30 protein-coding genes are annotated in these 23,472 nt (G+C 39.1%); 25 read left to right on the forward strand and 5 right to left on the reverse strand.

The features are described 5' to 3' along the window. Positions 1 to 267 precede the first annotated feature (267 nt). From FEZ08_RS09040 to FEZ08_RS09095, 12 genes are all read left to right on the forward strand, one after another. Positions 268 to 810, forward strand: coding sequence for a helix-turn-helix domain-containing protein (locus tag FEZ08_RS09040; RefSeq protein WP_138191563.1), 543 nt, complete (start codon positions 268 to 270; stop codon positions 808 to 810). Between the two features lie 43 nt (positions 811 to 853). Then, complete coding sequence (locus FEZ08_RS09045; protein WP_138191565.1) at positions 854 to 1,945, forward strand: ABC transporter ATP-binding protein; 1,092 nt, start codon at positions 854 to 856, stop codon at positions 1,943 to 1,945. An 11-nt stretch (positions 1,946 to 1,956) separates the two neighbouring features. Beyond that, the gene (locus tag FEZ08_RS09050) at positions 1,957 to 2,760 is read left to right on the forward strand and encodes an ABC transporter permease (RefSeq protein ID WP_138191567.1); all 804 of its coding nucleotides are present in this window, start codon (positions 1,957 to 1,959) and stop codon (positions 2,758 to 2,760) included. Further along, on the forward strand, positions 2,761 to 3,564 hold the full coding sequence (locus FEZ08_RS09055; RefSeq protein ID WP_138191569.1) for an ABC transporter permease: 804 nt from the start codon (positions 2,761 to 2,763) through the stop codon (positions 3,562 to 3,564). Continuing rightward, positions 3,557 to 4,633, forward strand: a complete 1,077-nt coding sequence (locus tag FEZ08_RS09060; protein ID WP_242003484.1) for an ABC transporter substrate-binding protein — start codon at positions 3,557 to 3,559, stop codon at positions 4,631 to 4,633. The genes FEZ08_RS09055 and FEZ08_RS09060 overlap by 8 nt, the downstream gene beginning before the upstream one ends. Positions 4,634 to 4,726: 93 nt before the next feature. After that, positions 4,727 to 5,089: a DUF6483 family protein gene (locus FEZ08_RS09065; RefSeq protein WP_138191571.1), complete on the forward strand. Its 363-nt coding sequence runs from the start codon at positions 4,727 to 4,729 to the stop codon at positions 5,087 to 5,089. Between the two features lie 113 nt (positions 5,090 to 5,202). Beyond that, the gene (locus tag FEZ08_RS09070) at positions 5,203 to 5,625 is read left to right on the forward strand and encodes an Hsp20/alpha crystallin family protein (RefSeq protein ID WP_138191573.1); all 423 of its coding nucleotides are present in this window, start codon (positions 5,203 to 5,205) and stop codon (positions 5,623 to 5,625) included. Between the two features lie 132 nt (positions 5,626 to 5,757). Continuing rightward, positions 5,758 to 6,087, forward strand: coding sequence for a PadR family transcriptional regulator (locus tag FEZ08_RS09075; RefSeq protein WP_138191575.1), 330 nt, complete (start codon positions 5,758 to 5,760; stop codon positions 6,085 to 6,087). A 16-nt stretch (positions 6,088 to 6,103) separates the two neighbouring features. After that, positions 6,104 to 7,066 (forward strand): pentapeptide repeat-containing protein, encoded by a 963-nt coding sequence (locus FEZ08_RS09080; RefSeq protein WP_138191577.1) that lies wholly within the window; start codon positions 6,104 to 6,106, stop codon positions 7,064 to 7,066. Between the two features lie 12 nt (positions 7,067 to 7,078). Next, positions 7,079 to 8,035, forward strand: a complete 957-nt coding sequence (locus tag FEZ08_RS09085; RefSeq protein WP_138191579.1) for an ATP-binding cassette domain-containing protein — start codon at positions 7,079 to 7,081, stop codon at positions 8,033 to 8,035. Next, positions 8,028 to 8,798, forward strand: coding sequence for an ABC transporter permease (locus tag FEZ08_RS09090; RefSeq protein WP_138191581.1), 771 nt, complete (start codon positions 8,028 to 8,030; stop codon positions 8,796 to 8,798). The genes FEZ08_RS09085 and FEZ08_RS09090 overlap by 8 nt, the downstream gene beginning before the upstream one ends. 61 nt (positions 8,799 to 8,859) lie before the next feature. After that, positions 8,860 to 9,237: an iron chaperone gene (locus FEZ08_RS09095; RefSeq protein WP_138191583.1), complete on the forward strand. Its 378-nt coding sequence runs from the start codon at positions 8,860 to 8,862 to the stop codon at positions 9,235 to 9,237. A gap of 25 nt (positions 9,238 to 9,262) precedes the next feature. On the opposite strand, the gene FEZ08_RS09100 is transcribed toward FEZ08_RS09095, so the two are convergent. Beyond that, the gene (locus tag FEZ08_RS09100; protein WP_138191585.1) at positions 9,263 to 9,703 is read right to left on the reverse strand and encodes a nucleoside 2-deoxyribosyltransferase; all 441 of its coding nucleotides are present in this window, start codon (positions 9,701 to 9,703) and stop codon (positions 9,263 to 9,265) included. Positions 9,704 to 9,865: 162 nt separating this feature from the next. On the opposite strand from FEZ08_RS09100, the gene FEZ08_RS09105 reads away from it, so the two are divergent. Next, on the forward strand, positions 9,866 to 11,233 hold the full coding sequence (locus FEZ08_RS09105; protein WP_171015009.1) for an LPXTG cell wall anchor domain-containing protein: 1,368 nt from the start codon (positions 9,866 to 9,868) through the stop codon (positions 11,231 to 11,233). A 44-nt stretch (positions 11,234 to 11,277) separates the two neighbouring features. On the opposite strand, the gene FEZ08_RS09110 is transcribed toward FEZ08_RS09105, so the two are convergent. Beyond that, the gene (locus tag FEZ08_RS09110; protein WP_138191589.1) at positions 11,278 to 12,111 is read right to left on the reverse strand and encodes a nuclease-related domain-containing protein; all 834 of its coding nucleotides are present in this window, start codon (positions 12,109 to 12,111) and stop codon (positions 11,278 to 11,280) included. Between the two features lie 108 nt (positions 12,112 to 12,219). After that, positions 12,220 to 13,899 carry a ribonuclease J1 gene (gene rnjA, locus FEZ08_RS09115; RefSeq protein WP_138191591.1) on the reverse strand — a complete coding sequence of 560 codons (1,680 nt, stop codon included), beginning with the start codon at positions 13,897 to 13,899 and terminating at the stop codon, positions 12,220 to 12,222. 234 nt (positions 13,900 to 14,133) lie between these two features. Here rnjA and FEZ08_RS09120 point away from each other — a divergent pair, with 234 nt between their 5' ends. Genes FEZ08_RS09120 through FEZ08_RS09125 form a run of 3 tightly spaced genes read left to right on the forward strand, consistent with a single transcriptional unit; the run spans position 14,134 to position 15,953 of the window. Further along, a complete protein-coding gene (locus FEZ08_RS09120; protein ID WP_138191593.1) occupies positions 14,134 to 14,925 on the forward strand; it encodes a Cof-type HAD-IIB family hydrolase in 792 nt (263 codons plus the stop codon). Between the two features lie 2 nt (positions 14,926 to 14,927). Then, positions 14,928 to 15,086 carry a hypothetical protein gene (locus tag FEZ08_RS12205; protein ID WP_171015010.1) on the forward strand — a complete coding sequence of 53 codons (159 nt, stop codon included), beginning with the start codon at positions 14,928 to 14,930 and terminating at the stop codon, positions 15,084 to 15,086. Positions 15,087 to 15,110: 24 nt separating this feature from the next. Beyond that, a complete protein-coding gene (locus tag FEZ08_RS09125) occupies positions 15,111 to 15,953 on the forward strand; it encodes an AAC(3) family N-acetyltransferase (RefSeq protein WP_138191595.1) in 843 nt (280 codons plus the stop codon). 33 nt (positions 15,954 to 15,986) lie between these two features. Here the strand turns inward: FEZ08_RS09125 and def are convergent, their stop codons facing one another. Continuing rightward, complete coding sequence (gene def, locus FEZ08_RS09130; RefSeq protein WP_138191597.1) at positions 15,987 to 16,559, reverse strand: peptide deformylase; 573 nt, start codon at positions 16,557 to 16,559, stop codon at positions 15,987 to 15,989. A gap of 132 nt (positions 16,560 to 16,691) precedes the next feature. On the opposite strand from def, the gene FEZ08_RS09135 reads away from it, so the two are divergent. From FEZ08_RS09135 to FEZ08_RS09175, 9 genes are all read left to right on the forward strand, one after another. Further along, positions 16,692 to 18,002 carry an FtsW/RodA/SpoVE family cell cycle protein gene (locus tag FEZ08_RS09135; protein ID WP_138191599.1) on the forward strand — a complete coding sequence of 437 codons (1,311 nt, stop codon included), beginning with the start codon at positions 16,692 to 16,694 and terminating at the stop codon, positions 18,000 to 18,002. Positions 18,003 to 18,016: 14 nt separating this feature from the next. Beyond that, on the forward strand, positions 18,017 to 18,406 hold the full coding sequence (locus FEZ08_RS09140; RefSeq protein ID WP_138191601.1) for a YlbF family regulator: 390 nt from the start codon (positions 18,017 to 18,019) through the stop codon (positions 18,404 to 18,406). Positions 18,407 to 18,418: 12 nt separating this feature from the next. Beyond that, positions 18,419 to 18,982, forward strand: a complete 564-nt coding sequence (gene rsmD / locus FEZ08_RS09145; RefSeq protein WP_138191603.1) for a 16S rRNA (guanine(966)-N(2))-methyltransferase RsmD — start codon at positions 18,419 to 18,421, stop codon at positions 18,980 to 18,982. Beyond that, entirely contained in the window at positions 18,979 to 19,473 is a 495-nt protein-coding gene (gene coaD, locus FEZ08_RS09150; protein ID WP_138191605.1) for a pantetheine-phosphate adenylyltransferase, read from the forward strand. Before rsmD ends, coaD begins: the two co-directional genes overlap by 4 nt. Further along, a complete protein-coding gene (locus FEZ08_RS09155) occupies positions 19,473 to 20,222 on the forward strand; it encodes a TraX family protein (protein ID WP_138191607.1) in 750 nt (249 codons plus the stop codon). Before coaD ends, FEZ08_RS09155 begins: the two co-directional genes overlap by 1 nt. A 113-nt stretch (positions 20,223 to 20,335) precedes the next feature. Further along, on the forward strand, positions 20,336 to 20,800 hold the full coding sequence (locus tag FEZ08_RS09160; RefSeq protein WP_138191609.1) for a GyrI-like domain-containing protein: 465 nt from the start codon (positions 20,336 to 20,338) through the stop codon (positions 20,798 to 20,800). 36 nt (positions 20,801 to 20,836) lie between these two features. After that, complete coding sequence (locus tag FEZ08_RS09165; RefSeq protein ID WP_138191611.1) at positions 20,837 to 21,745, forward strand: helix-turn-helix transcriptional regulator; 909 nt, start codon at positions 20,837 to 20,839, stop codon at positions 21,743 to 21,745. Between the two features lie 11 nt (positions 21,746 to 21,756). Further along, positions 21,757 to 22,263, forward strand: coding sequence for a ClbS/DfsB family four-helix bundle protein (locus tag FEZ08_RS09170; RefSeq protein WP_138191613.1), 507 nt, complete (start codon positions 21,757 to 21,759; stop codon positions 22,261 to 22,263). Positions 22,264 to 22,292: 29 nt separating this feature from the next. Then, entirely contained in the window at positions 22,293 to 22,658 is a 366-nt protein-coding gene (locus FEZ08_RS09175) for a DUF4180 domain-containing protein (RefSeq protein WP_138191615.1), read from the forward strand. 33 nt (positions 22,659 to 22,691) lie between these two features. Here FEZ08_RS09175 and pgeF read toward each other — a convergent pair whose 3' ends face one another. Beyond that, positions 22,692 to 23,468, reverse strand: a complete 777-nt coding sequence (gene pgeF, locus FEZ08_RS09180) for a peptidoglycan editing factor PgeF (RefSeq protein ID WP_138191617.1) — start codon at positions 23,466 to 23,468, stop codon at positions 22,692 to 22,694. Between the last annotated feature and the right edge of the window lie 4 nt (positions 23,469 to 23,472).

The raw sequence follows: 23,472 nt of genomic DNA on the forward strand, positions 1-23,472 counted from the left end.
AATGAAAGTCATTTATCTTTCATGCTTTTATTATAGGTGAGCGGTATGCATTCTGTATGTTACTTATGTGTTGTTTCTGTGAATATTGCACTTTTTTAAATTAAGATCTTAGTAACACTATTACTAAACTTTTTTCTTACTTTTGCTATTGAAATATGCTATAAAACTAGATATAATATAACAGCTATGATAAGTGTAAAAGTAAACTTAGAGTCATTTAAAAGTAAACTTTTCAGCTTTCTGCGCTTATTTTAAGGAGTGAATAATATGTTGATCGGCAAGAAATTAAAGAGCTTGCGCGTTGAAAAAGGTTTAACTCAGGAAGAATTAGGTGAGCGGACAGATTTAACCAAAGGATTTATTTCGCAATTAGAACGTGATTTAAATTCACCATCTATTGAAACTTTGCTTTCAATTCTTGAAGTACTTGGTTGCCCGCCAAAAGATTTTTTTGATGAGGGTGCTTCACATCAAAAAATTTTATATACCAATGATGAATGTACTGTATTTGAAGATGATGAAAAAGGCTATCGTTTACAGTGGCTGGTTCCTGAATCTAATGAAAACGAAATGGAGCCGGTTAAACTGACCTTTACTAAAAAAGGTGAGTTTAAAAAATTTGAACCATCTCTTTCAGAAACATTCGGGTATGTGCTTAAAGGTTCAGTTCAAGTTAATTTAGGTGAACAGGAAGTTGTTGCCAAAAGCGGTGAATCAATTTATTTTTATTCTGAGAGTGAACATCAGTTATCGAATGCTCATAATGGCGAGAGCGAAGTTATTTTGGTGGTTACTAATTCATATTTGTAAATTTTATCAGTAAATAATAGGAAAAAGTTTTAGAGGTGATTATATGGAACAAAACACAATTATTGCATTTGAAAATGTTAGTAAAGAGTTCGATGGAGAACGCGTTTTAGCAAATATTAGTTTTGAGCTGGAACGCGGAAAGTTTTATACATTGTTAGGACCATCGGGTTGTGGGAAGACAACAATTTTGCGTTTGATTGCTGGATTCGAGTCTGCAACTGAGGGTGATATCTATATTGATGGCAAACGGGTGAATGATATTGCTGCTAATAAACGACCGGTTAATACCGTGTTTCAGGATTATGCTTTATTTCCTCATTTGAATGTCTTTGAAAATGTTGCATTCGGGCTGCGAATTAAAAAGGTTCCGGAAAAAGAAATACAGGAGCGGGTGAATCGTGCGCTGCAACTCGTAAACTTATCGAATTTTATTCATCGTGCGATTGATGAAATGTCTGGTGGGCAAAAGCAACGGGTAGCTATTGCACGGGCGATTGTTAATGAGCCAGATGTGATTTTACTTGATGAGCCATTATCAGCACTGGATTTGAAATTACGGACTGATATGCAGGTTGAGTTACGAAATTTACAGAAGCAATTGGGTTTAACTTTTGTTTTTGTTACCCATGATCAAGAAGAGGCATTGGCAATGTCCGATGAGATTTTTGTTTTGAATGCCGGCGAAATTGAACAATCGGGAAGCCCGATTGATATTTATGATGAGCCGGTGAATCGGTATGTTGCTGATTTTATTGGTGAGGCAAATATTTTACCTGGAATTATGCGTGCTGATTTTGAAATTGAATTTGTTGGCAAGCGTTTTGAGTGCGTTGACCAGGGCTTGAATAAGGATGAGGCGGTTGAGCTGGTCATTCGGCCGGAAGATTTAGAGGTTGTTACAAAGCGTGAAGATGTAAAGTTCACGGTAATTGTGCAGTCGGTTTTGTTCCGTGGTGTTCATTATGAGTTGGTTTGTCGTGATGCCGATGGCAATGACTGGTTGGTGCACAGTACTAAGCGGGTAAAAGTTGGCGATCGGATTGGTCTAGACTTTACTCCTGAAGATATTCATATTATGCGTATTGGTGAGACTGAAGAAGAGTTCGATAAACGTCTTGCTGAGTATGATGAGTAGGGGGAATATAAATGAAGCAAAGAAATTATTTTATTTTTCCTTATGTGATATTTCTGGGGGTATTTATTATCTTGCCGATGTTATTGATACTTAGTAAGTCATTTTATAACCTCGATGGTGTGTTTTCCTTGGAAAACTACACCAAAATTTTCACCCCGGTTTATCTGTTATTGATGTTTAATTCATTTAAATATGCATTTTTAATCACGTTATTTTGCGTTGTGATTGGCTATCCGGCGGCTTATTTTTTGATGCGAACCAAGCATAAGCGCTTGTGGTTGTCTTTGATTTTATTGCCGATGTGGATGAATTTGCTTTTGAAGATTTATGCGTTTATTGGTATTTTTGCCCGCGAGGGATTGCTGAATGGTTTGTTGGGACTTGTTGGTGCCGGGCCGTTTCAGTTTTTATTTACCGATTTGGGATTTTTGATTGTATCGGTTTATTTGTTCATTCCATTTATGATTATGCCGATTTTTAATTCGATTGAAAAAATCAGCCCGTCATTGTTTGATGCGGCATCAGACTTAGGCGCAGGGCGCCTAAGAACGTTTTGGCGTGTTATCGTACCGCTGACTAAAGAAGGGATCAAGTCAGGCATTCAAGTTGTTTTTATTCCGGCTTTGTCATTATTCTTCTTAACACGTTTAATTGGCGGGAATAAAATTATTACTTTAGGAACAGCAATCGAGCAGAACTTTTTAGTAGCACAAAACTACGGTGTTGGTTCGGCAATTGCAGTGGTACTGATTATTATGATGTTCTTGCTGATGTTCTTATTGAATCGCTTGCTGAAGACGAAAGGAGGCCGCTAGATGAAAAAGAAAAAATGGGGCGGAAATATATATTTGCTGATTTTATTTGCGATTTTATATATGCCAATCATTTATTTGATTGTCTATTCATTTAATAGTACTGATACTATGAATGGATTTACTGGTTTTAGTTTGCAATGGTTCGTTGAACTTTTCAAAGATGAACGTTTATTGCAGGCGGTCTTGAATACCGTTGTTATTGGTCTGCTTTCTGCATTGATTGCCACAGTTATTGGTGTTATTGCTGCAATCGGCTTGTATAATATGCGGCAGAAGCGTGCCCGTGAGGGGATGCTGGCGGTTAATAATATTTTGATAACCAGCCCGGATGTTATTATCGGTGCATCATTTTTGATGCTCTTTACTATGGCTGGAATGAGTTTAGGCTTCATTTCGGTGCTGATTGCTCATATTGCCTTTAGTATTCCTTTGGTGGTGTTAATGGTATTACCAAAGCTAAACGAGATGAATACAAATTTGATTGATGCAGCTTATGATTTAGGTGCTAGTCGGTTCTATGCATTGCGGGCAGTAATCTTACCACAGATTATGGGTGGTGTGTTTGCCGGGTTTTTCACAGCGCTCACTTATTCTTTAGATGATTTTGCGGTTACTTTTTTCGTTACCGGAAATGGTTTTAGTACGTTGTCAATCGAAGTATATTCAATGGCTCGGATGGGTATTTCATTGAAAATCAATGCAATTTCAACAGTTATTTTTGTGATTGTTTTTGTTGGAGTGTTGGTTCAGTATTCGTATCAGCAACAGAAATTAAAGCGGAAGGAGGAGCGTCGTCATGCCTAGAAAGATGTTATACGGCTTAGCCGGTTTAGTGTTGGTAATTGCAGTTGTGCTGGGTGCATATTTTATTCCGCCAACTTTAGTTAATGATGAGACAGACGGCGGTAAGACGCTCTCATTTTTAAACTGGGGTGATTATATTGATCCTGATTTGATTACTAAGTTTGAAGCTGAAACGGGAGTAAAGGTTATCTACGAAACTTTTGATTCAAACGAGGCGATGCTCGCCAAGATTGAACAAGGTGGCAGCAATTTTGATTTGGTTGTTCCTTCCGACTATACAATTTCAATTATGAAGGAGAAAAATTTGCTGGCTGAGCTGGATTATGACCAGCTGCCGAATGCGGTTAATCTTGATCCGAGTTTGTTGCATAAGGAGTTTGATCCGCAGAATGCTTATTCGGTGCCGTACTTCTGGGGAACGGTTGGAATTTTGTACAATACAACGATGGTTGATGAGGAGATTACCAGCTGGTCACAATTGTGGGATGTGAAATATCGTAATGATATTTTACTTTCTGATAGTGCTCGCGAGGTTGTCGGGTTGGCACTCGCGAGCATGGGGTATTCGCAGAATACCACCGATGAAGGTGAGTTGGCGCAGGCTCAGGCGCAGTTGATGGCGCTCAAACCAAATGTGAAGGCGTTTTTAGGTGATGAAATCAAGATGTTGATGGTTCAGAATGAGGCGCCGTTGTCATTAGTTTGGTCGGGAACGGCGGCAATGGCTATGGAGGAGAACGAGAATCTTGATTATGTGATTCCCGAAGAGGGCAGTAATATTTGGTATGATAATATGGTTATTCCTGCCAGTGCCCGAAATAAGACGGAGGCACATCAGTTTATTAATTTTATGCTTGAACCGGAAAATGCTGCTGCTAATGCTGAGTATGTTGGCTATTCAACACCGAATGAAAAGGCATTGGATTTCTTAGATCCGGAAGTGCGTGAGGATGAGCGTTTTTATCCAAGTGAAGCAACGATTGAAACTTTGGAAGTGTATCAATATCTTGGTGTGAAATATACCAGTTATTATAACGACATTTTCCTAGAAACTAAGATAAGCAGTTAGTGAAAAGCCGCAACTAAATTTGTTGCGGCTTTTTAATTGTTTTTAGCATAGCTTCGGCGTATAATAGGAACATATTTGAGAATAACGGGTGAAATGATGTTCAAACAAGATTATATAATACGCCAAATTGAGTCGCTGAGCAGCTTATTGGCTAAATTATTATTCAATAAAGATAGTACAACTTATGATTTGCCAAGCCAAGAGGCGTATGGGCAGAGCGATTTACTCTACAAACAATTAGAAGCCTTACTTGCTGAGGGTAAAATTAATGAGGCTGAGGATACTTTGTTCAAAGAGCTTGATGGCGGAAACCTGCGCTATTTTGAATTAGCGTTAGATTTTTATGGTAAGTTAAATGGGTTTGATGATCAGTATTTGGCGGCACACAATTACAGTCGTGAGGAGATTGAAGAAGGCTTAAAGGCAATTGCCGAACGTTTCGGTCTACCGCTTTAACAAGGTTTCCTGAAGTCAGTTTTATATGTATCATTTATGCCAAAAACAGCATTTCGCGGTATAATATAAGTAGGGTCTAAGAACCCACAATTATATTGAAGGAGTGATGGATTATGGCTAAATTTGATATTACTAAACCAAATCGAGAAGAATTTTATGACATGATGAATCGTTTCTTTACTGACGATTTTTCTATTGATAATGGTTCTAAGGCAATGAAGGTTGATGTGCAAGAACATGATGATAATTTTGTAGTTGAAGCAGATGTGCCTGGTAATGATAAGGATGATATTCATGTTGAGATGAACAATCATAATTTGACTATTAAAGTTGAACATAAACAAGAACATGAAGAAAAAGACGAAGCTGCTAAATATATTCGTCGTGAGCGTTCTTATAGCAGTGTTCAACGAGTTATTCATTTGCCAAAAAGCATGGATGAAGGTATTACTGCAAAGCTTGATAATGGTGTTCTGACAATTACTGTGCCTAAAGATACCAGAGTGAATGAAAAGGCAAAAATTGAAATTGAATAGTGAGAAATATGAAAGCTGTCGGCGCCCCGCGCCGGCAGCTTTTTTAGTTTTTTTAGTTTTTTTACAAAAATGAGTCAAGTACATTGACAGATATAGTACTTTGATGTATAGTGTAGTCGTGGAGGCGATAACATGGAGAAAAATAAGATGTCTTCGGATTTGCTCAGAGGTCATACTGATACAATGATTTTACGGCTTTTACTTGATGGCGACCATTATGGTTATGAGTTGATAAAGCAGATTCATCAGGATTCTGGTGGTGAGTATGAATTGAAGGAAGCAACATTATATGCCAGTATGAAGCGTCTGGAAAATGAGGGCTGCATTACTTGGTATTGGGGCGATGAAACCAAGGGCGGCCGCAGAAAATATTATAAGATTAGTGATTTAGGTCGTGAAACATATGCCAATAATATTGAAAATTGGCAGTATGCAAAAAAATTGTTAGATACATTATTGTGATTGGAGAGGAACCACTATGAATGATAAAATTAATAAACATTTAGATGAACTATTTGCTGAATATACTGATTCAGCATCAAATGAATTAAAAGCTGAGTTATTGGCAAATTTAAGTGAGTATGCTGAGGATTTAAAGGCTCAGGGATTGAATGAAGAAGAGGTTTTTGAGAAAACTATTGATTCTATTGGTGAACTTGAGGAGATGCTTGGTGAGTTAGAGATGCAATCAGGTTCTGCAAGACGTAAAATTTTGATGAACTTGTCAGCGTCAAATCTGGCAGGAACAGATTTTAAAAATGTTGAGGTAGAGGGAAATTTCAAAGCCTCAATTATTAAGGGTGCTAATTTCGCTAATGCTGATGTCGCTGGCAGTAGTTTTAAGGCCAGTGATATGCATGATGCTAGTTTTGAAAATGCTAATGCGTCACACGTAAATTTTGGTGTTACAGTATTAACTGATGCGAATTTCCGCAATGCCAATGTGAGTGAAAGCAACTTTAAAGCCAGCGATTTGCGCAGCGCTAATTTTGAACATGCAAATGCCACCGGTGCTAACTTTAAAACTACCGGATTGGCAGATGTGAATTTCAGTAATGCTCGTTTAAATGGTGCTGAGTTAAGTTATTCAGATTTGCGCGATGTGATATTTACCGGCGCAGATTTAACCGATACAAAATTAAATAAGGCAGATATTCGCGGAGCATCATTCAAGGCTTGTGTTTTAGTAGGTACTGAGATGACCAGCAGCGATTTGCGTGACACTAACTTTGAAGGTTTGGAACTTGTGGCTGTGAAGTTTGATAAATCACATCTTGCGGATAGCTCCTTCCGTAATGCAACTTTACGTGGCGTTTCATTCCGTTTGATTAAACGTAAAAGTATTGAAAAAGCAGATTTTACCGGTGCTAAAATGGATCAGTTATCTTACTTGTCTTTAAAAAGCACGGGCGCAAATATTGATGGGATAACTGTTATTTAGGTGGTGAGGATAATGGGCACAAAAAAAGCAAAAATAGAAGTACATGAATTAAGAAAAGCATTTGCTAAAGAGCAAGTTCTTGATGGTGTTTCATTCTCGGTTCGCAGCGGGCAGATATTTACCTTGTTGGGCTCTAATGGTGCCGGGAAAACAACGGCAATTAAAATTTTGACAACATTATTGCAAGCAGACAGTGGCACTGTCACGGTTGGCGGGTTTGATGTTGTTAAGCAGCCAGAGCAGGTGCGCGAGCTTATAAGTTTAACAGGACAGTTTGCGGCTATTGATGATATGCTGACTGGTCGTGAAAATTTGCGCATGATTGGTCGGTTGCGACATCTGCAAAATGTAAATCAGAAAGCAGATACATTGCTGCAACAATTTGATTTAGTTGATGCTGCCAATCGCTCAGCAGGTGATTATTCCGGCGGGATGCGCCGGCGGCTGGATTTGGCTATGAGTTTGATTGGTGAACCGCAGATTTTGTTTTTGGATGAGCCGACGACGGGATTGGATCCACAGAGCCGATTGGCGCTGTGGGATATTATCCGTGGTTTGGCGGCGGCAGGAACAACAATCTTTTTGACGACACAATATTTGGAGGAAGCCGAGCAATTGGCAGACTATATTGCGATTTTGGATGGTGGTAAGATTGTTGTTCAGGGAACGGCAACAGAGTTGAAAAGTATGTTGCCGCATGGTCGTGTAGAGCTTACTTTTGGCAGTTTACATGATAAGCAGGTAGCTATAGAGTTGTTAGCAGAGTTTTATCCGACAACGGAGGATGAAACGTTACAGGTAAATATTATTACTGATGGTTCAGTAAAACAGATGGCTGCGGTTTTAGGTGTGCTTGATCGCGAGAATCTTGATGTGACCGAGTATGCGCAAAAATTGCCTAGTTTAGAAGATGTATTCTTAACTATTGTTAATAAGAAAAATAGTGATGGGGTGAGTAGTTATGAGTAAAGTCAGTAGATATATCAGCGATATGAGGGTAATGGTTGGGCGCTCTATGCACCACACCTTCCGCAGTATGGATACAATTATTACCGTTATTGCAATGCCAGTCATGATGATGTTGTTATTTGTATATGTATTTGGTGGGGCAATAAACACCGGTACGACTGAAAGTTATGTCAATTATATGCTACCGGGGATATTACTGATGGCAATTGCAAGTGGTGTGAGTTACGCCGCTGTTCGTTTGAACAGTGACGTAACTAAAGGGATTTTTGAAAGATTTTTCTCAATGCCAATAGCGCGTTCAACCGTACTTTGGGGTCATGTTATTACCTCAGTGGTTTCATGTTTTATTTCCGTGGCAGTCATTATTGTGATTGCATTGATTATTGGATTTCGCAGTTCAGCCGGTATTTTAGAGTGGATGACTGCCGGCGGGTTGTTATTATTATTTACTTTAGCGATGACTTGGCTGGCAGTTATTTCCGGATTGCTTGCAAAAACAGCAGAGGGTGCTGCAGCATTTTCATATCCACTGATTTTCTTGCCATTTATTAGTTCAGCTTTTGTTCCAACCGCGTCAATGCCTTATGTGTTGCAGGTTTTTGCTGATAATCAGCCAATGACGATTATTGTCAATGCAGTGCGCAGTTTGTTAGCTAATCAGCCTGATATGTATATGATTTGGTTAGCTCTGGCGTGGTGCGCTGGATTATTAGTTGTAATATATGGATTAGCAATGTGGGTGTATAAGCGTAAATTGAAATAAGTTTATGCGTTGCAGTAGAGCAGGAAATATGAATATGGTATGATTGGATAAAGGAGAAGATATGATGAAAACTGAATTTAAATCTGTTGATCAATATATTGAAAATTGTCCGCCGGAGCAGCAAGCAGTGCTGCGTGAGGTGCGGAAGATTATTCATGATACTATTCCTGAGGCGCAAGAGAAGATTAGTTATGATATGCCAACCTTTGAATTGTTTGGCGGGAATGTTATTCATTTTGCTGCCAACAAGGCTCATTTGGGTATTTATCCCGGTGCGGCGGCAATAGTTGCTTTTGCTGAAAAATTATCAGTTTATAAGACAACTAAAGGAGCCATTCAGATTCCTTACACGGAGCCACTACCGAAGCAATTAATTGAAGAAATTACTGAATTTTGCGCGCATGAGCGCGAGGAGAAATATAAAAATAAAAAGCGATGAGCCGCGGGCTCATCGCTTTTTTCTTCTAAAATACGTCGCCAATATAGGTATTGGTTTCGAGCTTAGTAAAATCATATTCGGCCAGCTCAGCCACATCAGTGAAGTAGTGAGTCAAACTTTCAGAAATCATCAAGTTTAGTTTAGGTTCTTTTTCCTGAATGATAATGATTGGTTTTTTTGCAGCGTGGGCATAACCAATTTCATAAGCAGTGCCGCTATCAACATGGTCTTCCAGATAGTCAACAACTGCAACGACAACATCAGCATCATCAAGGTGAGAAATGTCGTTATTAAAAATAAAATCGCGCCAAGGCAGACTGCCATACTCTAAATCATCCGGATCAGCGAGGCGTGGTGAAAAATAGCCATCAACGGTTTCATTAGCATCGAGTGCCTGTTCCACCCGTTCAACCCGGGCAATTTGTTCCTCGCTGAAAAATGGACTTGCGAGATAAATATTTACCATTGTATCACTCCTATAATGTATTAGGTTTATTGTAACATAGACAGAAAAATTAAAAGTCGAAAATTGCGGAATGACAGGCGTTTTTTTAACATAATGTATACATAGACTTCCTCAGTTTATATTGTTATAATGAGGCTTGATAATTTTATGGGGGGGAAAATAATGAAAAATTATTTTCACAAATTTTTAGCAGCAATTATGTTGATTGGATTGACTGTGGGAAGCTTACAATTAGCAGTTTTCGCAACAACTGATAATAATGTTCAAACCACAACTACAAACGAACAAACAATATCAAGTGATAATAATATAGCGAGTATGGAGAATGAAATGAATGCTCGGGCACTTGATGCAGATGCAACTTTACCGGAAGTTATTACACCTAAAGTTTATACATCAAAAGACACTGCCCGGATTGGCGAGAAGATGATTTACTACTTAGATGGTTTATCATATCAAAGCAGCAGTGTAGGACTGACTGATATTGGCTATAATCACTTTACTGAGTATTGGGATAAGACAGCTGAAATTCAAAGTATTGTAATTCCGAGAGTAGAGGGAGAAATTGGCGGACAGGCGCGTGGTGTAACAATTACAGTCGGTGCTTTGGCTAGTGGATACAATCATATTAAACAGGAAACATTTATGCTCGGTGATGGTAAAAGTGAGATTGTTATCAGTCGGGATGAAATTCTTGCCTTTAATGAAGCCTATAACAATGGTATTTTCCCAGGGCAAATCCGAATTCACTTTACGCCGGTTGATGCCAGTGGTAATGAAATTTATTTTACACCAATGAATAAAATGATTGCTGATGGTCCAATTGAATTCCATTATACGGTAGTCGACGCTGCTGCCTATAATAACAATTATTATCAATTGTTTAGCGGTGAAATTGATTGGTATACAACCGACTTAACTAATCGTACCGGTGTTAATGTTGGCAGCTATCCTAAATATGAAACATCGGACCTTGTTGTAACAGCAAATAAATATGAAGATTTATTACCAGGTGAACTGATTGATCTTACTTTTACTATTACGAACAACAGTTCTATGCGCAATCGTTTATGGCTAGGCTTTGATGCTGAAGGTCTTATCTTAGAACGTCCAGAAACAAGTGCCTATATTAATCATGATTTTGATGCTACGAGCTGGTATGGCGATGCCAATAACTTTGATTTGCCGCTGTTCAAAAACGGCGCGTGGATTGATGTTAATCCGAGTGAAACGCATACGGTTACGCAAACCTTTAAAATTGCTGATGATTATACCGGAACAACAATTGATGTTCTGCCATATCTTTTTGTTAACAGCGCCAAAGTTGAGCGGGAATATGACCCAACGCTTACTTTGCAGTTAATAAACGACAATGGCTTAACAACTCCTGATGTGACTGACAATAATTCTAGCGAAAATAATGGTTCAGTCGTTTTACCGGAAACCGGAGTAAACCAAATTGAATGGTTACTTGCTGGTGCTGGTCTGTTATTAGCTGCTTCAGTACTGATTGTTATGAAACGTAAATAATGGAAGAAAAGACGAAAAAAGCCTCGCATAAAGCGAGGCTTTTTTTATCCCAACAAAATAGCTTTCTTGACTGAATCGAGTAGAGCACTTGAATATGTTCGAGATTTATCAGTTAATAAAGTATTAATTAATTTCAATAATTCCTCTTCACTGGTAGCTACTAAGGTGTAATTATCAACAGGCTCAGTGATATAATTAATATTTGTAGCATTTTCATTGGAAAAGTAAACGATATTATGTATTAGAACTTTTTCTTTGAGGGTCTGCTCAATAAGTTCTTTCAAGTCTTTTGAAGTTGTTCGAACTTGTTCAAAGGGATCGTCGTATGTCTGAATACTTATACTTTCGTGTTTGGCATATTCATTCTTTTTAATATTGAACACATAACCAAGTTTTGAAGAATGCTTTTTTTCAGGTAACTTAAAATCGTGGTTTTTACATAACGTATCAACGAGTATACCCCAATGCTGTGTATTTTCCTGTACACCGATTAGATTAGTTCCTCGCCAATTTTTGTTTTCAATAACAATAATTTTATTGTTAGAAATAATTAAATGGTCAATTTGTCGAAAATAATCATCTTTTGGAATTAAAACGTTGGTAAGTACTTTAATATAATCATAATTAGTATTGTTATGATACTCAGTGTATAAACGTTTGTGCGCTTTCAATTCAGCCTGATTAGTATTTACTTTACGCATATAATTTGTAAATTCTTCTCGCTGTTGCTGATAAAACAATTGCTGTGCACTAAGCTCGTTCTCATAGTGTTTGGTAATTCTTTCTTCTATGTTTTTTCTTTCTTTGCTGCTTTTGTATAAAAGTAAACTTAATACAATAAGCGTGATACTAACGATTAGTATAGCTAAAATTTCCATTCTATTCTTCCTTTCTATTTACCCCAAAAGAATTATATCAAAAATATTCAATTGTGAAAACAGAAATTTAATCTTAAAGAAAAAGCCTCGCATAAAGCGAGGCTTTTTTTATTTTTTATCAACCGGAATAATAATCGGAATAATCATTGGTTCACGGCCAAGTTGTTTTTGGGCAACATTTGAGAGTCCGCGAATGATTTGGTTTTTCAAAGCATTGATATCTTGTTGTTCAGCTTTGAAGAATTGATTCGTTAATTGTACGACTTTGTGAGTCATAGCTTTAATTAACGCTTCTGAGTCATTCACATAAACAAATCCTCGAGAGGTAATGTTTATCCGCGACGCTAATTTTTTGGCCTTCATATCTAATGGCACGACAACGCTGATAAGTCCAGATTCAGATAGTAACTTACGTTCATAGATAACGCTTTGGCCAATACCACCAATGCTGGTTCCGTCAACATAAACATCGTTTGCCTGAATAGTTCCGGCAAGACGTACTTTACCTTTGTTTAAGGCGATAACATCACCATTCTTGCAGATAAAGCAATTTTCTTTGGCAACACCACAATCAATTGCTGTTTTCATATGTAACTTCTGCATGCGGTATTCACCATGAACTGGCATGAAATATTTTGGTTTCATTAACCGTAACATTAATTTTTGCTCATCTTGAGTCGCATGACCTGAAGTATGGATATTGTTTTCTTTACCATGGATTACGGTTGCACCGGCACGATATAATAAGTTGATAACTTTATTAACGCTGTGCCCATTACCTGGAATAGGTGATGAAGAGAAGATAACTGTATCACCAGGAATGATTGAAACTTGTTTATGAGTTCCGTTAGCAATCCGTGAAAGCGCAGCTAATGCTTCACCTTGTGAACCGGTTGAAAGAATAGTAACTTCATTCTTTGGCAAACGATTGATTTCTTTTTCAGATACGAAAGTTCCCTCGGGGGCATGAACATAGCCAAGCCGCTGACCGATTTTAATAGCATTTTCCATACTGCGGCCAAAGACAGCAATCTTACGTCCCATCTTCACAGATGCTTCAACAATTTGTTGTACCCGGTAAGTATTCGAGGCAAAGGTTGCTACAATAACCCGGCCTTCCGCTTTACGGAAGTATTCAAAGATCCCTTTACCAACAGCTTTTTCACTGATAGTAAATCCGGGAACCTCACTATTGGTACTATCTGATAAAAGTAAAGTAACCCCTTTGGCACCCAAATGTGCCATTTTAGAAATGTTTGCCGGCCGACCGATTGGCGTAAAGTCAAATTTAAAGTCGCCGGTTTCAACGATGCGTCCATTAGGTGTTTCGATTTCAACACCATAAGCATCAGGAATACTGTGAGTTGTTTCGTAGAAAGAAACCTTCAAGTGTTCAAATGGAAGGACATCTTTTTCAGTAATCTCAATTATTTTCGTCTTCTTCAATAATTTGTGTTCTTCAAGTTTATTTTGAATTAATCCGGTAGCTAAGTGACCACTGTAAATAACAGGGATGTTCACTTGCTTAAGAAGGAAAGGGATTCCTCCGATATGGTCTTCGTGACCATGAGTTATAATTAAAGCTTTTATTTTTTCTTGGTTATCAATTAAGTATTGGAAATCAGGAATAACATAATCAATTCCTAATAAGTCATCGCCGGGAAACATAACTCCGGCATCAATGACAATTATTTCATCAGCATGCTGAATAACATAACAGTTTTTACCGACCTCGCCTAAACCACCAAGGGCAAAGACCGCGGTTTCATTTGGTTTTATAAATTTCATTTAGTATAAAACGCTCCTTTCAAATATATAGTTGTTTGTTCGGATTAAAAAAATGAACTTGAATAAATAATAAAAGATTGATAACTCTTTTCCTATTATACATACTTTTAGGCAAAATGTCTAAAAAATCAACATAAAAGCACCAAAAAGATTGATGTAAGCAATTTCAACTTTTGAAAGGCAAAATAAGACTTTTTATGCTATAATGATGGTACTAAAGCAGGAGGTACAGAAATGAACAAGTTAGACAACATAAAAATCGTCTTTTTTGATATTGATGATACGCTTACCGTGAAAAATATGGACAATTATTTACCACCAAGTGTTGCGGTTGCGTTAGAAAAATTGCAACAAAAAGGCATTGATATCGCCATTGCCAGCGGTCGTGCCAAATATGGTGTAATCGATGCAATACGGGCATTGAACTTTGACACTTTTGTCATGATTAACGGCAACTATGTTGAACACCATGGTGAAGTATTATACAGTAACCCGTTGCCAGTTGAAGAAATTGAACGATTCATTGCCTGGTGTAACGATAATGGTGTTGGGTACGGGTTTACCGGCAGCGAGGCCTGCGCCGTTTCAGAGCGAAGCGACTGGGTGATTGAATGTCTAGATCCAATATATTATAATGCCATTGTGGATGCGGAATTTTACCGAAAACATCCAGTTTACCAAATGTGGACTTTCTCCGATAAACCGCTCGAGGAGCTCATTCCAACGGACGAATTTCCCGATTTAAAATTCGTCCGTTGGCATCCTTACAGCATGGACGTATTCTCATCATTCGGTTCCAAAGCAAACGGTATTGATCAAGTACTCAAAAAGATGAACATTGATGCCAAAGATGCAATGGCGTTTGGTGATGAATTAAATGACCGCGAAATGTTTAAAAAAGTTGGTTTTGCAGTAGCAATGGGGGTTGCTCATCCGGAACTCGTTGAACTAGCCGACTTCCAAACCAAAAATGTTGAAGACGATGGGATTTTATATGCCTTGCAAACATTAGGAGTTATAGAATAATTATGAAAGAAGCAGAAAAACACGAATTGATGGTTATTGAACCAGAACCAAAATCGAAAGGGTTAATTCATGATGCTGTTGTCGGGTTGCTGACATTAGCACCACTTATTTTGATTGCCGTCGGTATCGGGTTTTTCATGCGTAATAAGGACAAAAAATAAACCGTGAACAGGGGAAAAGTAATAATGAAAAAAGATATAAAAGTGATGCTAACAAAAGCAGATGTTATTCATCAACTGCATGATGCTGGCATCGAGCAAGGCGATACGGTGCTATTGCATAGCTCATTAAGCGGAATTGGCTATGTTGTCGGTGCTGAACGTACTATCATTGAAGCCTTTTTAGAAGTATTGGGTGAAGCGGGAACGTTAATCACTCCGGCCCAAAACGGCTACGACAATGGTGATCCGCAATATTGGATGAATCCGCCGCTGCCGGAAGAATGGTGGCAGCCAGTCCGGGAAAACTTCCCGCCTTTTTGCTACTACTCACCAATTCGGGTAATGGGGCAGATGCCCAATTACCTGCACCGCCTGCCGGGGGTGCAGCGCAGCCTGCACCCGACGACCAGCTTTCTCGCCAAAGGCGCGAATGCAGAGCAGGTTTGCATGCAAAGCGAAATTTTCCCGATGTTCGGTAAAAATTCGCCGCTGGCAAAGATGTATAAGCTGGATGCGAAGATTGTGATGCTGGGAACTGATTATGAAACTTGTACGGCATTGCATTATGCTGAGGTGCTGAGCGGGGCAATCCCGACACAGCCAACCGGAATTGCCATCAATGTGCCGGCACCAACGATGCCATTATCATATGAGCATCCATTTGGGCTGGAAGACGATAGCGTTCCGGAGACGAAGTATGTGTTTACCGATGAATATTTGGCAGAGACGGATACTTTTGCTGCTCTTGGTGAAGCTTTTGAACTTGATTATGATGTGCACAAATCAATGCTTGGTGAGGCGTTGGTGAGGACGATTAAGATGCAGCCATTAATTGATTTTGCTGTTGATTGGTTGAGAGAACAATAAAAAGCGCGAGTCGTGGGCTCGCGCTTTTTTCTTTTATTCAGTATCAATAGCACCGCCGAGGTCAATTTCTTTGGCTCCCGGTACATGATGCAGTTGGTCTTGGCGGATGTGATCGAAGAAGAGTACACCATCAAGATGGTCAAGTTCGTGTTGGGCAACAATTGCTACGTAGTTGCGCAGGCGCACCGTTTGTTGCTTGCCATCAACATCAGTATATTCAATAGTAACCCGTGCATAACGCGGAACAACACCTTCAACTTCACGGTTGACTGAAAGGCAACCTTCGCCGCCTTTTAAGTATGCGCGTTCTTCGGAATGGCTGATAATTCGCGGGTTAATGAATTGGTAGCTGTGCATTTTACCGTTTTCATCTTCAGTATGCACGGCGCACATGCGCAACGGTACGTCGATTTGCGGTGCGGCAATGCCGACACTCTCGCGCAAATCGTATTTTTCAGCGATTTCTTCATCGTTGCTGTTAACAATATATTCTAATAAGTCATCAATGACTTTTTTATTTTCTGCTGATAATGGAAAAGGAACTTCATCACAAACGACCCGGATGTGGGGGTTGTATTCATCAATTATGTCTTTCATCAATAACATGGTCTCACCTCAAATGATTTTTTCAATAATTAGTATAGCATTTTTAGCTAAAACACTCAATCTTTATGGATGCGCTAGTTACTTTTTTTATAAAGCATGTTATAATATTAGAGATTAAAAGGGAGACATAAAATGGAACAAACAATGAAACAAAATGCGAAGCCTAAAGCGGCTAGAAAAAATAGAATTTCTTTAGTTCGGCGAATGGATTGGCCGTTGTTTTTTGCAATGACTTTTCTGCTCGTTTTCGGGGTAATTATGGTATATAGTGCCAGTATGTATAATGCATTGAATTTATATGGCGAGTCGCCTGACTACTTCTTCTTACGACAATTGATCTTTGTTATCGTTGGTTTTATTGGCTTCTTTCTTGTTATTAGGATCAATTATAAGTTATATAAAAAACATTATATATTGATAGCAGTTCTGGTTACATTGTTACTTCTGGTTACATTTTTATTTGAAGCCAAAAAGGGTTCGCAGCGCTGGATTCCATTGGGTTTGTTTGATTTGCAGCCGGCGGAGTTAGCAAAAATTGCGATTATTTTTGTTTGGGCGGCTACTTATGCAATCAAGGAAAAGTATTTGAATAAGCTAGCTAAGCGTAAGATGGCGATTCAAGAACGCGCGAAGCAAATGTTTTTGAATGTGTATATGATTCCGATTGGATTTACATTGTTGTATATGATTATTATGTTTATTCAATCTGATAATGGTTCGATGATAATTACGCTATTTTTGTCCGGTATTATTACTTTGGTCGCCGGGTTTAATCGAAAGATTAGTTTGTCAGTTTCCTTGATTGGTGTTTGTATTGCGGTTTTTGCGGTCTTTTTATTGTTCTTGATGTTTGATCATGCAACGATTGACAGTGGTAACTATGTTGTTGGTCGATTTACCGCCTGGGTAAATCCGTTTGAAGATTATAATGATAATGGCTATCAGCTGGTGAATTCCTATATTGCGCTGGCATTTGGTGGTCTTTTCGGTGATGGCTTAGGTGCCGGATTACAGAAACAAGGGTATTTACCGGATATCCATACTGACTTTATTTTAGCAAATGTTGGTGAAGAACTTGGTTATCTTGGTTTAATATTAGTCTTTGCTTTCTTCTGTTTGATTATTTGGCGCGGGGTAAAAATTGCGACCGAGTGTAAAGATAAGTTTGGCAAGCTCACTGCCTTTGGGATTACTTCGTTATTCTTTGTGCAAGCCTTTTGGAATGCTGCCGGGATAACCGGGGTATTACCATTGAAAGGATTAACTGCACCGTTAGTGAGTTATGGCGGTACCGCATTGCTGGTTATGATGGGAGCGCTAGCAATTCTGCAAAGTATTGCTATTCGTTCGAAGATAGCTCAGGAAAAAGAGGCTAAGGCGATGGCCAGACGAGAAAAAGAAATGGAAGCACGGGCGGCGCAGTTGGCCGCAGAGCCGGTGTAGAGGTGGCATAGACGATGCAGGAAAATGAGTTGTTTCAAGCAGTTGATCATATTGCACCAGCGATAAAGAAGCTGGATGTATATCAGACTTTTATTGAACTTGATAAAAAAGTACAGCAAGAGCCGGAACTTTTGGAATTGCTGGCATTATATAATGGCGTTCAGGAACAGCATACCGAGAACGTGATGAAATATGGCCGTCATCATCCTGATAATAAGGATCTACGGCAGCAGATGGTTGCGTATAAAACCCGGATTGACGGGTTTTCCGATTTTAAGTTGTACCAAAAATGTGCTCGGGAATTACAAAAAATTCTTGATGAAGTTGCTGATATGATGAATCAGCTTTTTCCGAGTGAGCAGGCAAAATCTTGTGGCAGTTCATGTACTTGCCATACTAAATAAGGGGCGATTATTTTGCGGATTATTTCCGGTTCCCATAAGGGGCGGCCAATACAGACAATAAGCGGGAACAATACTCGACCGACAACCGATAAGGTTCGTGAAGCAATCTTTAATGCACTAGGGCAATATTTTGATGGCGGTATGTCATTGGATCTATTTGCCGGCAGCGGGGCATTGTCATTTGAAGGGATTAGCCGTGGCATCGAACATGCGGTCTTGATTGATAATTTTCCTTTGGCAATTAAGAATCTGTATAAGAATGCTGAAAGCTTGCAAATGCAAGAGCAAGTGGAGATCTATCGTAATGATGCGATGCGTGCATTAAAGCGGCTGGCGAAAGATGAGCGGCAGTTTGCGATGATATATATTGATCCGCCATATAAAAATGATTGGATTGATACCATTCTGGCAATTATCAAGGATAATAATTTGCTGACTGATGATGGCTTGATTTTGCTTGAAACCGGCAGTGAAACGAAATATAAAGATAATCCGAACGGATATCTTTGTGAATATGATCGCCAATATGGTGAAACCCGCATTCAGATATTGAAGAAAATGGAGACGAGTGTATGAGAATAGCAATTTATCCCGGAAGTTTTGACCCAATAACGAATGGTCATCTAGATATTTTGGAAAGAACAGCAGCAATTTTTGATAAAGTGTATGTGGTGTTGCTGGAAAATCCACAAAAGAAAACTTTTTTTAGCTTAGATGAGCGGATGGATTTAATTCGTACTTCAGTTGCTGGCCTTAGCAATGTTGAGGTTGCCAGTTTTGAAGGTCTGGTTGTTAATTGTGCTAAGCATTTTGGCGCTCAAGTATTAATCCGTGGCTTGCGTGCAGTTACTGACTTTGAGTATGAGCTGCAAATGGCGGCGATTAATAAAACTTTAGACAATGAAGTAGAAACCTTTTTCTTAATGACCAATGCTGAATTCTCTTTCTTGAGTTCAAGCTTAGTGAAGGAAGTTGCTTACTTCGGCGGCGAAGTGAAGAAGTTGGTGCCGGCGCATGTTAAGGCGGCGTTAACAGCAAAAATGAGTGAGCGGAGGGCGACAGAATAATGAACATGAATAAAACTTTATCGAAAATAAGTATTAATCATGTCCAACTAAAATGGATAGCAGCGATTACGATGTTAATCGACCATATTGGCGTCGTTTTTAACGGACCGATATGGTTACAAATCATCGGCCGGCTTTCGTTCCCGATTTTTGCTTTCTGTATTGCTCAAGGATATGTTCACACTCGTGATATTAAACAATATATGCTGCGGATGCTTGGTTTTGGCATGGGTATGCAGCTGCTCTTGATTTTGTTTACCTGGATTACCCGGACGACATTACCAACCAGTACCTTTAATATCTTTATTACCTTGTCATTTGGTTTGGCGGCTATTTGGTTCTATGACTTAATTCCGAATAAGATTATGGCTTTAGCGGTTATCTTCTTTGGTGGTATTCTAGCCGATGTGATGCCAATCGACTATGGTGCATATGGTATTTTCATGATTGTAGCTTTCTACATTTTCCGCGACAGTAAGCCGAAAATGGCGATTGCCATGGTAGTGCTTAACCTTTTACTCTCGTTGAGCTTATTGTTTGGCAGCTTTATTCCCAGTCAGGCACTGGCGCAATTCTTTACTATTAATGCTAACATTCAATGGTTTTCATTGTTAGCTTTGATTCCAATCTTTCTATATAATGGTGAGCTTGGCAAGCACGAGATGAAGTATTTCTTCTATATATTTTATCCGGCGCATTTGATTATTTTGTATGTCTTAGCTATTGTTTTGCGATCAATTTCATTCTAGAGTAATTTGGTAATGGCCGAATCTATAAGATTCGGCCATTACTTTTTTTTATTAACCTGACAGACAGTTGTCAAAACTTGTTGCTATACTGTAGAGGAAAGGTGGTTATAACAATGAGTTATGAAATTATAGAAGTAAAAGAAATGCGGATTGCCGGAAAAAAAGTGCGGGCGGCAAACAATAATCCTGAGTCAATGGCACAGATTGGCAACTTATGGTATGAATTTGCTGACTTTGGACCGAAGATTCATGGTACAATGGATGCAGAAAGATATGGTGTATATTTTGATTTTGCTGGTGACTATCATGAGCCGGCAAGCTTGGAATATGATTTGTTGGCAGGGCTGGAAGTTGCTCCTGATGCAACAATTACTGATGAATTTACTGAGGTGACAATCGTTGCCGGCAAGTATGCTAAATTTACTATGGTTGGTAATCCGATGGTTGCGCCAGCACAGTTGTGGCAAGAGATTTGGGCGACGGAATTAGACCGGGTTTGTGTTAGTGATTTTGAGAAATATCATTTTAGTGGTGATATGGAAAAGGTGCTTATCGAGATTTATATTGGAATAAAATAAACTTAGAGGTATTTGATTCAACAGAGGGAGTAGATTATGCGTTTTAATCGAATGATGGCAATCGTGTTATTGCTGGTGAGTAAAAGAAAAATTACCATTCAGGCTTTGGCTGACTTTCTGGAAGTCTCGCCACGCACGATTTATCGTGATTTAGAGGCACTTGATTATGCCGGGGTGCCGATTATTTCAACTCCGGGGTATAATGGTGGTATCAGTATTGTTGATAGTTACTATTTAGATAAACAGCTTTTTTCATCATTGGATTTTAAATATGTTCTGCTCTCTTTGTATCGGTTGAATATTCAAAACGACAATAATAAAAATGAACTTGTCAGTAAATTACAATTGCTTTTTGATGAGGATGAGTTGCGTCAGATTGAACATCATGCTCGGCAGGTGGTGGTTGATTTTAGTGATTGGCAGGGGATAAAAACCGATGATGCCCGCTTTATGCTCATCCAGGAAGCGATTCAAAGTCATCATAAAATTGCTTTCACTTATACAAAACATAATGGTGATAAAAAGCACCGCCATGTTGAACCATATCAATTACTTTTCAAATCTGGACGATGGTATCTCCACGCCGTGGATGATACCATCGCTAAGTTCTTCTTACTCGAAAGAATAAAGGATGTTGAGCTAAAGGAACGTTTTGTCCCAGATGCTGAAAACTATCAACAGGATTTTTATTGGCAAAGTGATCAGCTCATTGAATTTGTTTTACGCATAGACCGCTCAGTTTTGCACATTTTTGATGCATGGCAACATGTTGATGTGCTTGAAGAGGGTGAAGACTGGTTGCGATTAAAGATTATTATGGAAGATAATCATTGGTTGGAAACTTTTATTCTTGGGCTCGGTGAAATGGCAAAAGTCGAAAGTCCTCAAGCTTTGGTTGAGCGAATTAGCACCAGAGTTAATGGACTCTATAAAAATTATTTTTAGGAGGATGTATTATGGCTAGACCTACAACTAAAACTGATTTATTACGGATGGCAGAGGAAAATTATGCAGCACTGATGGATTTGGTAGAAAGTTTTTCGGCAGAGGAGCAAGAGGGAACGTTTCCGTTTGAGGATCGTGACCGCAATGTTCGCGATGTACTGGCGCACTTATATGAGTGGCAGCTCATGATGGAGATTTGGTATACTGATGGCATGGCTGGCAGAACACCGGTTACGCCGGCACCAGGCTACACTTGGAAAACGACACCCGAGTTGAATCAAGTTATTTGGCAGAAATATCAAGACACATCATTGCCGGAAATTAAAAAATTACTGGCAACAAGTCACAAGAAAATGTTGAAGATGATTGAAAAGCATACGAATGAAGAATTATTTGCGCGTAAACAATATGGTTGGACTAAAACCACAACTCTAGGCGCTTACTTTGTTTCATCTACATCAAGTCATTACGATTGGGCGATGAAGAAATTGAAGAAGTATAGAAAAAGCTTAAAATAAAAAAACAATGACAGTAAGGAGAACACGAAGTGCAAATAAGTGTGAAAGAAGTAAATAATATGCGATGCGCAATAGTGCAGAGTACGGAACCGATTATCAATGACAGCCAGAGTGCTTTGGATATAATGATGAGCATTAGATATGAGGATAATTGTGATTGCATTGTGGTGAATAAAGAAGCATTTGCTGAGCAATTTTTTGTATTGAGCAGCGGTATTGCTGGTGAGATCTTGCAGAAAATTGTTAATTATCATTTTCAGTTAGCAATTGTTGGTGATTTCAGCGAAATCACCAGCAAACCATTGCAGGATTTTATTTATGAAAGCAATCAAGGTAAGACTATCTTTTTTGTTGCTGATACTGATGAGGCACTGGATAAATTGAAAAACCGGTAGAAGCTTTAGTTTCTGCCGGTTTTGTTTTGGGTTTTATTCAGGGATGGTGATAAAGGCCAGCATTCGGCCGGCAGCTTTGTGTTCACGGCGATATGAGTAGAAGAGTTCGCTGTCAGCAAAGGTACAATAGTTGCTAATCTGGATGTTTGCTGAAGGAATGCCGATATCCGTTGCTTGGTTGTAGTTGAGCATGCGGGTGTCAATGGTGTATTTGTCTGGTGCAATTTGGCGGACGAAATCCATTGATTCAGGTGTTTCCATGCTTTTTATTTGTTCAATGACATCATTACCAACTTCGTAATAAGATTGTGATATGCATGGGCCAATAGCTACACGGATATCAGCAGGTGGAATGTTTTCTTTTTCTATCCATATTTTTAGAATTTTACGGGTGATTTCACCAGTAGTACCGCGCCAACCGGCATGGGCAACGCCAATCATTTTATGTTTTGGTGCATAGAACCAAACCGGGGTGCAATCTGCATGTATTGTTGCCAGAACAATGCCAGGAATGTTTGTATAGAAGCCATCAGTATCAGGGATGCCGTCTTCATATTGAAGGGCGCCACGGCCACGGTCGGCAGCGGTGATTTTTCTGATATTGGTGCTGTGGGTTTGCTGAGCAAATACCCAGGTATTGAGCGGTTGTTTGATTGTTGCCGCTAGTTGTTCGCGTAAGTGAACGACGGTTTGGTCGTCAATATCAGTGCGGAAACCAAGATCGCCGATGAGCTTGGTTGTGAATCCGGCGATGACCGGTTGCCAGCCGGGTAGGCACAGGAGTGAGTCTTGCAGTTGAAATGCTTCCATAGTA

Source organism: Culicoidibacter larvae, assembly GCF_005771635.1.
GTDB lineage: Bacteria > Bacillota_I > Bacilli_A > Culicoidibacterales > Culicoidibacteraceae > Culicoidibacter > Culicoidibacter larvae.